At 50.8% G+C, this 6,950-nt stretch carries 6 protein-coding genes; 2 read left to right on the top strand and 4 right to left on the bottom strand.

Annotated elements, in window-relative coordinates; all coding sequences use genetic code 11:
- Positions 1–151: 151 nt before the first annotated feature.
- From F4Y39_22415 to F4Y39_22400, 4 genes are all read right to left on the bottom strand, one after another.
- Positions 152–1,009 carry a YkgJ family cysteine cluster protein gene (locus F4Y39_22415; protein ID MYC16493.1) on the bottom strand — a complete coding sequence of 286 codons (858 nt, stop codon included), beginning with the start codon at positions 1,007–1,009 and terminating at the stop codon, positions 152–154.
- Positions 889–2,178: a phosphopyruvate hydratase gene (locus F4Y39_22410; protein ID MYC16492.1), complete on the bottom strand. Its 1,290-nt coding sequence runs from the start codon at positions 2,176–2,178 to the stop codon at positions 889–891. Before F4Y39_22410 ends, F4Y39_22415 begins: the two co-directional genes overlap by 121 nt.
- On the bottom strand, positions 2,175–2,729 hold the full coding sequence (locus tag F4Y39_22405; GenBank protein MYC16491.1) for a cyclic nucleotide-binding domain-containing protein: 555 nt from the start codon (positions 2,727–2,729) through the stop codon (positions 2,175–2,177). The genes F4Y39_22410 and F4Y39_22405 overlap by 4 nt, the downstream gene beginning before the upstream one ends.
- A 114-nt stretch (positions 2,730–2,843) precedes the next feature.
- Entirely contained in the window at positions 2,844–3,827 is a 984-nt protein-coding gene (locus F4Y39_22400) for a tetratricopeptide repeat protein (GenBank protein ID MYC16490.1), read from the bottom strand.
- A gap of 139 nt (positions 3,828–3,966) precedes the next feature.
- Here F4Y39_22400 and F4Y39_22395 point away from each other — a divergent pair, with 139 nt between their 5' ends.
- Both F4Y39_22395 and F4Y39_22390 read left to right on the top strand, forming a co-directional pair.
- Positions 3,967–4,965, top strand: a complete 999-nt coding sequence (locus tag F4Y39_22395; protein ID MYC16489.1) for a TAXI family TRAP transporter solute-binding subunit — start codon at positions 3,967–3,969, stop codon at positions 4,963–4,965.
- Positions 4,962–6,863 carry a TRAP transporter permease gene (locus F4Y39_22390; GenBank protein MYC16488.1) on the top strand — a complete coding sequence of 634 codons (1,902 nt, stop codon included), beginning with the start codon at positions 4,962–4,964 and terminating at the stop codon, positions 6,861–6,863. The genes F4Y39_22395 and F4Y39_22390 overlap by 4 nt, the downstream gene beginning before the upstream one ends.
- Positions 6,864–6,950 lie beyond the last annotated feature (87 nt).

Below are 6,950 nucleotides of genomic sequence, written 5' to 3'. Positions count from 1 at the left end.
CTTGAGAAATTCCTCTAACAGAACTTCTCCGGGATGAATCGGATTTAATTTTTTGTTCATCGTACGCTGGCGATTGAAAATCTGTTCGGTATTTCGGCTTTTAAACGTTCTGATCATATAGAATATATGATAAAATTCATTAAATGACGGATTATTCACCTAAAAAAGATGCTTTCCAAAAATTTGCAAAATGATGTTTTACCCATTTTAATGGTTTTTGGGTGAGGGCGTTAAATCCACCCCACGTCCACCGCGTGGGGTGGGTTTTTTTTGTTATTTGTTGGAATAGTTCTAGACGGTCTGCGTCCAACCAGTTCAGTGTGTCCGACAGATAGATCAATTCGCGCTCGTATTCCAGAGATACCATCGCTTTCATGTGTGCATCGACTTTGTCGGTTTCTTGTAATCTGGTTTTTGGGCATACTGTGTATCGCTCTGTGGATAAGAAGGATGATATCCACTGCCAGGGTACCTGGTCGCGTGCGGATTCAGCGGTGGCGTTGACCTGCGATACCTGGTTCAAAATACCGTAGGTGCGACAGGTTAAGGGACGCGCCGGATGGATTGAGCAGCCGCCTTCGGGTGTTAAGAACGGACAACGGCGCGGGCGTTCTTCAACTGTGTTCAGCAGTTCTCGCTGTTTTTTGGGGTCAAAGTGCGAGCGCACATAATCTATGATGTTGATGTATTCGACGGCGTAGAGCGGATACATGGTTGCAAAATCGTCGTTGTATTCGGCATCTGTCAGTTCACAACAGCTTCCCGGGGCATCGCAACCTGCACACGATACAGCGGGGACCTGTGCGTACACTGCGTTCAGGCGCGCGCGGGTCTCTTCGGGTAAAATTGGCGATGCGATTTGTAGCAAGTCACTCACTTTTTGTGCCTTTAAGAGATGTCGATATTGTAAAAGGCGTTTCGCCCGGGATAGATAGCAGTGTCGCCCAATTCTTCTTCGATGCGCAGCAATTGATTGTATTTTGCAATGCGGTCCGAACGCGATGCCGATCCGGTTTTGATTTGTCCGGCATTGGTTCCCACGGCAATATCGGCAATGGTCGTGTCTTCGGTTTCGCCCGAGCGATGCGAGATGACGGCTGTATATCCCGCGCGTTTGGCCGTTTCAATGGCTTCCAATGTTTCGGTCAGGGTTCCGATTTGATTGACTTTGATGAGTATGGAATTGCCCACTTTTTCTGAGATTCCGCGTTTTAAGCGCGTTGTGTTGGTGACAAATAGATCGTCGCCGACCAGTTGAACGCGATCACCCAATTCGGCTGTTAGCGCAGCCCATCCAGCCCAGTCGTCTTCGTCCAAACCGTCTTCGATGGAGACAATGGGATACCGGCTCGTCCAGTCTTTCCAAAATGTGGTCATATCAGCCGAAGACCGTTTGGATCCATCCGATTTTTTGAATACGTAGTGCTCGCCGTCGTAAAATTCGCTCGATGCGGGGTCCAGTGCCAGCAAGATATCGTCGCCCAGCACATAGCCGGCATTTTTGATTGCCTCGGCAATGACATCGAGTGCTTCGTCATTGGAACCCAAACTCGGCGCAAATCCCCCTTCATCTCCTACGCCCGTGCTATAACCCGCTTTTTTGAGTACGTCGCGCAATGCGTGAAAAATTTCAGCACCTGCGCGCAGGCCTTCTGCAAAATTTTCAGCACCTGCGGGCATGACCATAAATTCTTGCAGATCAACACTGCTATCGGCATGCGCGCCACCGTTCAAAATATTCATCATTGGTACGGGCAATTGACACGCCGAGGCTCCACCGATATAGCGATAGAGGGGCATACCATAAGCTGCAGCAGCGGCTTTGGCCGCCGCGAGAGAAACGCCCAATATGCCATTTGCGCCGATTGCGCCCTTGTTGGGTGTGCCATCGACATCGCGCATGATCTGATCGATTTTTATCTGGTCCGATGGGTCAAGGCCAACAACGGCTTTGGCAATTTTATCATTGACATTTTGAACAGCTTTTTTCACGCCCTTGCCCAAATAGCGCGTTTGCCCATCGCGCATTTCCACAGCTTCGTGTACGCCTGTTGAAGCCCCCGAAGGTACGGCTGCGCGGCCGATAATGCCAGAACTCAGACGCACATCAGCTTCGACAGTTGGATTTCCCCTCGAGTCCAGTATTTCACGGGCGTGAACCGCCTCAATCTTCGTCATATCCCGACTTCCTCCTCTGGTGTTGGTGGTTGTGATGTGTTTTCCATTTTCATCAGTGTCGTGCGTATTTTTCGCAGGTCGGTCATTGCATGTTGCATGCGGTGGGACATAATTTGCGCCAAACGGCAGAGAATTTTGAATCCCATCCTGGGGTGCGTGTTTATCAAATCGACCAGATCAGTGCGGAAGAATCCGACCAGAACACTCTGTTCGGCTGATAGAATAGAGGTCGCAGGCTGTGTATCGTCCAATGGCACGATTTCACCTACCAATTCGCCTTCTTTCAGGGTGTCGAGTATGATCTGTTCGCCATCGGAGAGACGTTGCACAACGTGGACAGTGCCGGACACGACGACAAACAAACCCGATCGCGGCGTTGGGATCATTTCGCCGGGGACAAAGCGCCTGCGATGCACAATGCGTTCAATGGTGTGCAATTCCTGCCGGGTCAATGTATCGAATAGCGCGAGCCGGGCGAGAATATCCTGCAAATTTTCTTGCTTATTGTCGCGCAGTATCATGTTACCCCATTCGGGGTCCTGGAGTGTCATAAGTCAGTAGTCAGTGAAGGGGCAGGTTTCGAGTGGGGTACAACTGGCCGTCTCTCAGGCCAGTTCAACCTGCCCGTACTGGTTAATCCGCCTTGCTTCCCAATTTTTAATTCATTATACCTTTCCCCGTCCGCCGGAAATAAATTTGGCGAGTTGTCGATGGAGATGGGCGCGCACTTCTGGATTATCTGGATTCAATGCAATGGCCTGGCGGATGATGAAAATGGCGCGCTCGGTGTTGCCCATCTGGTAATGCAATTCGGCCAGTGTGTCCAGGTAGGAAGGCGTGTGTGGGCGCAGGCGCAAAGACCGCCGCGATAGGCGAATGCCTTCGCGCAGGTGTATCCCCTGAATGGCGTATATCCAGGCGAGATTGTTCAGGCTGCTGTCGTCGAGGGGGTTGAGCTCCAGTGCCTTTTTGTAGAATTCTTCGGCTCGCTCATAGTTTTTGCGTTCGTAATAGACATTGCCCAACTCGCCGTGCGCGCGTGCCTGTATTTCTGCTTCATTGTCGTTTTTGGGTTCAATATTCAGTACCTGTACATAAGCTTCTTCGGCTCGCTCGGGCCATTTTAATACCATGTAAAGACCGCCCAGTTGAAAATGTGCCCATATCGTTTTTGGCCACTGTTCGATAACTGTTTCCAATAGGGATTGGGCTTCGCTCAACTGGTCGTGAGCCAGATAGAGGCTGACGAGGTCGCGGTAAGATTCCCGATGCTCGGGTACTTGTGATATGGCTTTTTCCAGCCACGCGATAGCGGCGTCTGGCCTCTCAAGTGCTTCATTGATGATTGCGAGGTCACGGTACAAGATCATATAATTGGGCGCTAATCCGAGCGCAGTTTCAAATTCGACGCGCGCTGCGTCGTATTGGCTGCGCCTCAGATATGCCCTGCCCAACCACCGCCGCAAAACCGCGTCTTCAGGACAAATATCCACAGCAGCCTGAAATATCGCCAGCGCTGTTTCGCGATCGCCATTGGCCTCGAGAGCAATCGCGCGGTCTAAATGGCGATACGCCCGATACTGTGCACAGCCAGACAAAAGCATGACGGATGCGAGTGTGCAAAAGAGAATTGTGCGCGTGTTATCCATAGAGCTACTCCTCAGGGGAAGTATAGAAATCGCAACAGGGGTTGTCAAGGTGCAAAGGTGTTTTCCCTTGACGCATATAGGCGGGCGGGTATAATTAGGCAGATAAATATCTGTTCACTTTTTTAGTATGAGGTCTTTCATGTCGCGTATCTATTTCGTTCTTGTTTTGTTGTTTTGTATCTCCTGTGGGGCACCGCAGGAGGGTATGCAGACGCAGAATTTGATTGTTGCAACGGCCACGCCCGGCGGTACGTATTATCCGGTGGGTGTTGCGCTGAGTACGACGATTACACAGAAGCTACAGCCCAAGATTGTGGTCGCAGCTATCAATTCTGCAGGGTCGGCCGAGAATATTCAGATGCTGGTCAATCGAGAGGCACATCTGGCGATTTTGCTGGGTTTGTACGGTGCGATGGCTTATCGCGGAGAGAGGACTTATCAGGGGCAAGCGGTTAGAGATCTCCGGTCTATTACCCTGCTATGGGAGAATGTCGAGCATTTTATACTTCGGGCGTCCGATGCCAAAACAGGTACTGTTGAGGACTTGAGAAAACTCGGCCGCAAATACGTTATTGGCAAACGCGGCAGTGGCACAGAAGGCGCGACGCGAACTATTCTCGCAGCGCTTAATATTTCTCCGGATGAGGATTTTACGTCTGAGTATTTGGGTTATAGTCCGTCTGCTCAGGCTATGATTGACGGCCGTATTGCAGGGGCGACGCTTTCGGCTGGTCCGCCCGTGGCTGCTGTGACGCAGGCTTTTGCCCAGCTCGGTGCGGACGGGGTTTCTGTGCTTGCTTTTAGCGATGATCATCTCGCGGCGATCCAAAATGCGTTTCCCATGTGGACGCGCTATATTATTCCGGCCAATACGTATCCCGGACAGTCCGAAGCGATTGAGACGATTGCACAACCCAATTTTTTGGCGTGTAGAGCAGATTTGCCCGAGGATGTGGTCTATGAGATTACAAAAACTATTTATGAGAATTTAGAGGAGATTCAAAATATCCACAAGGCCACGCTCGCAATGTCTCTCGAGAAAGCGACGATGGGTCTGGCTGTTCCCCTGCATGCGGGTGCCGCGCGCTATTATAGCGAGAAGGGTATCGATATTCCGCCGTCTCTGATAGGGGAATAGGTTTGAATTCCGAATTTGAACAGGGCGGGGAAGTGAGTACACCGCATCGCGTGCTTACTGGTAGGCATCAGGTGCTGGTCGTTGTTGTGGGGGTCTGCCTGTCTCTGTTTCACCTGTGGAGCAATACGCTGGGCGTTTTGCCCGAATTGCAGCGCAATGCCACCCATTATGCCTTCATTCTTTTTTTGGGATATCTGCTTTATCCCGTCTCTTCGCGCTATGCCTTGCGCACGCTGATTCTCGATTATATTCTCGCTATTCTCTCTCTGGTTGTCGCCCTTTATCTCGTGTTTTTTGAGGATGCGCTGCACGCCCGCAACGAGGTGCCGAATACGGCTGATCTCATTTTTGCGGGTATCGCGATTCTCCTTTTGCTCGAGATTACCCGTCGTACGACTGGTTTTTTTATTCCGCTGCTCGCGCTTGTATTTCTCACGTACGCGCTTTTTTGGGGGCGGTATCTTTCGGGTATATGGGCGTTTCCCGGTGTGTCATTTCCGCGCTTGTTATATCGTATGTATTTCGCGCCCGATGGGATTTTTGGGACGATTGCGACTATTTCATCTACTTTTGTCGCGCTTTTTGTGCTTTTTGGCGCGTTTCTCCTGCGTTCGGGTGCGGGCGATTTTATGATTCGTCTGGCACTTGCGCTGCTGGGGCGCACAGTGGGTGGACCGGCAAAGATGGCGGTTTTTGCCAGTGGTATGCTCGGTTCAATTTCGGGGAGTGCTGTGGCGAATACGGTGGGGTCGGGTTCGCTTACTATTCCGATGATGAAGCGCACGGGTTTTTCGCCTACGTTTTCAGGCGCGGTCGAGGCGGCGGCATCTACGGGTGGTCAACTCATGCCGCCGATTATGGGTGCGGGCGCGTTTATTATGAGCCAGTGGACGCAAATTCCCTATCTGACTATTGTCGCCGTGTCCTTTATCCCAGCGCTTATCTATTTTTTGAGTGTTACTTTTTTTATTCATTTTCGCGCGCGAAAAAGAGGGATTGCGCCCCTGCCTGCTTCGGAACTCCCAAATATCCGCGATACGATCCGAGAAGGCTGGCATTTTGCGATTCCTATTGTGGTGCTGGTGGGTACACTGATCTACGGTTTTACACCTACGTTTGCCGCGGCAACGGGAACCGCGAGTATTGTCGTTGCGAGCTGGTTGAATAAGAACACGCGCATGAATATCCGCGATATTGTCGATGCCCTTGCGCTGGGTGCTCACAATATGATTACCACGGGTATTATTCTGCTGTGTGCGGGTATTATTGTGGGTGTGGTGCTGATGGTTGGCGTTGGGATCAAATTTTCTTTGCTGATTTCGGCGATTGCCGGAAGTAGTGTGCTTATTACTGTTGTGCTTATTGCCATTGCATCTCTGATTCTGGGCATGGGTCTGCCGGTGACGGCTTCTTATATCGTGCTGGCAGTTCTGGCTGCGCCCGCGCTGACCAATCTGGGGGTGAGTCTGATTGCGGCGCATTTGCTGATTTTCTGGTATTCACAGGATGCCAATGTCACGCCGCCGGTTTGTCTGGCTGCGTATTCCGCTGCGGGTATTGCGGGTGCGAACCCGCTGCGTACGGGTTTTGAGTCGTGGCGCATTGCCAAGGGTATTTATTTTATTCCTCTGCTTTTTTGCTATACGCCCATCCTGTTTGAAGGGGAGACCTGGCGCGTTATTGAGACTGTGATAGCTACGCTTCTGGGGCTGCTGTCTTTTGCGGCGGCTTCTGAGGGTTTTCACATGGTGTCGCTGAGTGTATTATATCGCGTCTTGTTCCTGGTGGCAGCGGTTCTGATGCTCTGGCCTTTGCTGGTATGTCACGCCATTGGAGCGGCGATTTTTCTCGTTCTGGTGTTGGTGCAAAGACAGGCCAGGTCTATCCATCTCAATTAGATTTGATGTTACGCAACTTTAAGTAATTGTAGTTCATATAAGAAGAAGTTATTATATTTTTTTAGAAATTAATACATACGTATGTAT

This window comes from Gemmatimonadota bacterium (genome assembly GCA_009838845.1).
Taxonomy (GTDB): Bacteria; Latescibacterota; UBA2968; order UBA2968; family UBA2968; genus VXRD01.
This window is presented reverse-complemented; position numbering and strand designations above follow the sequence as displayed.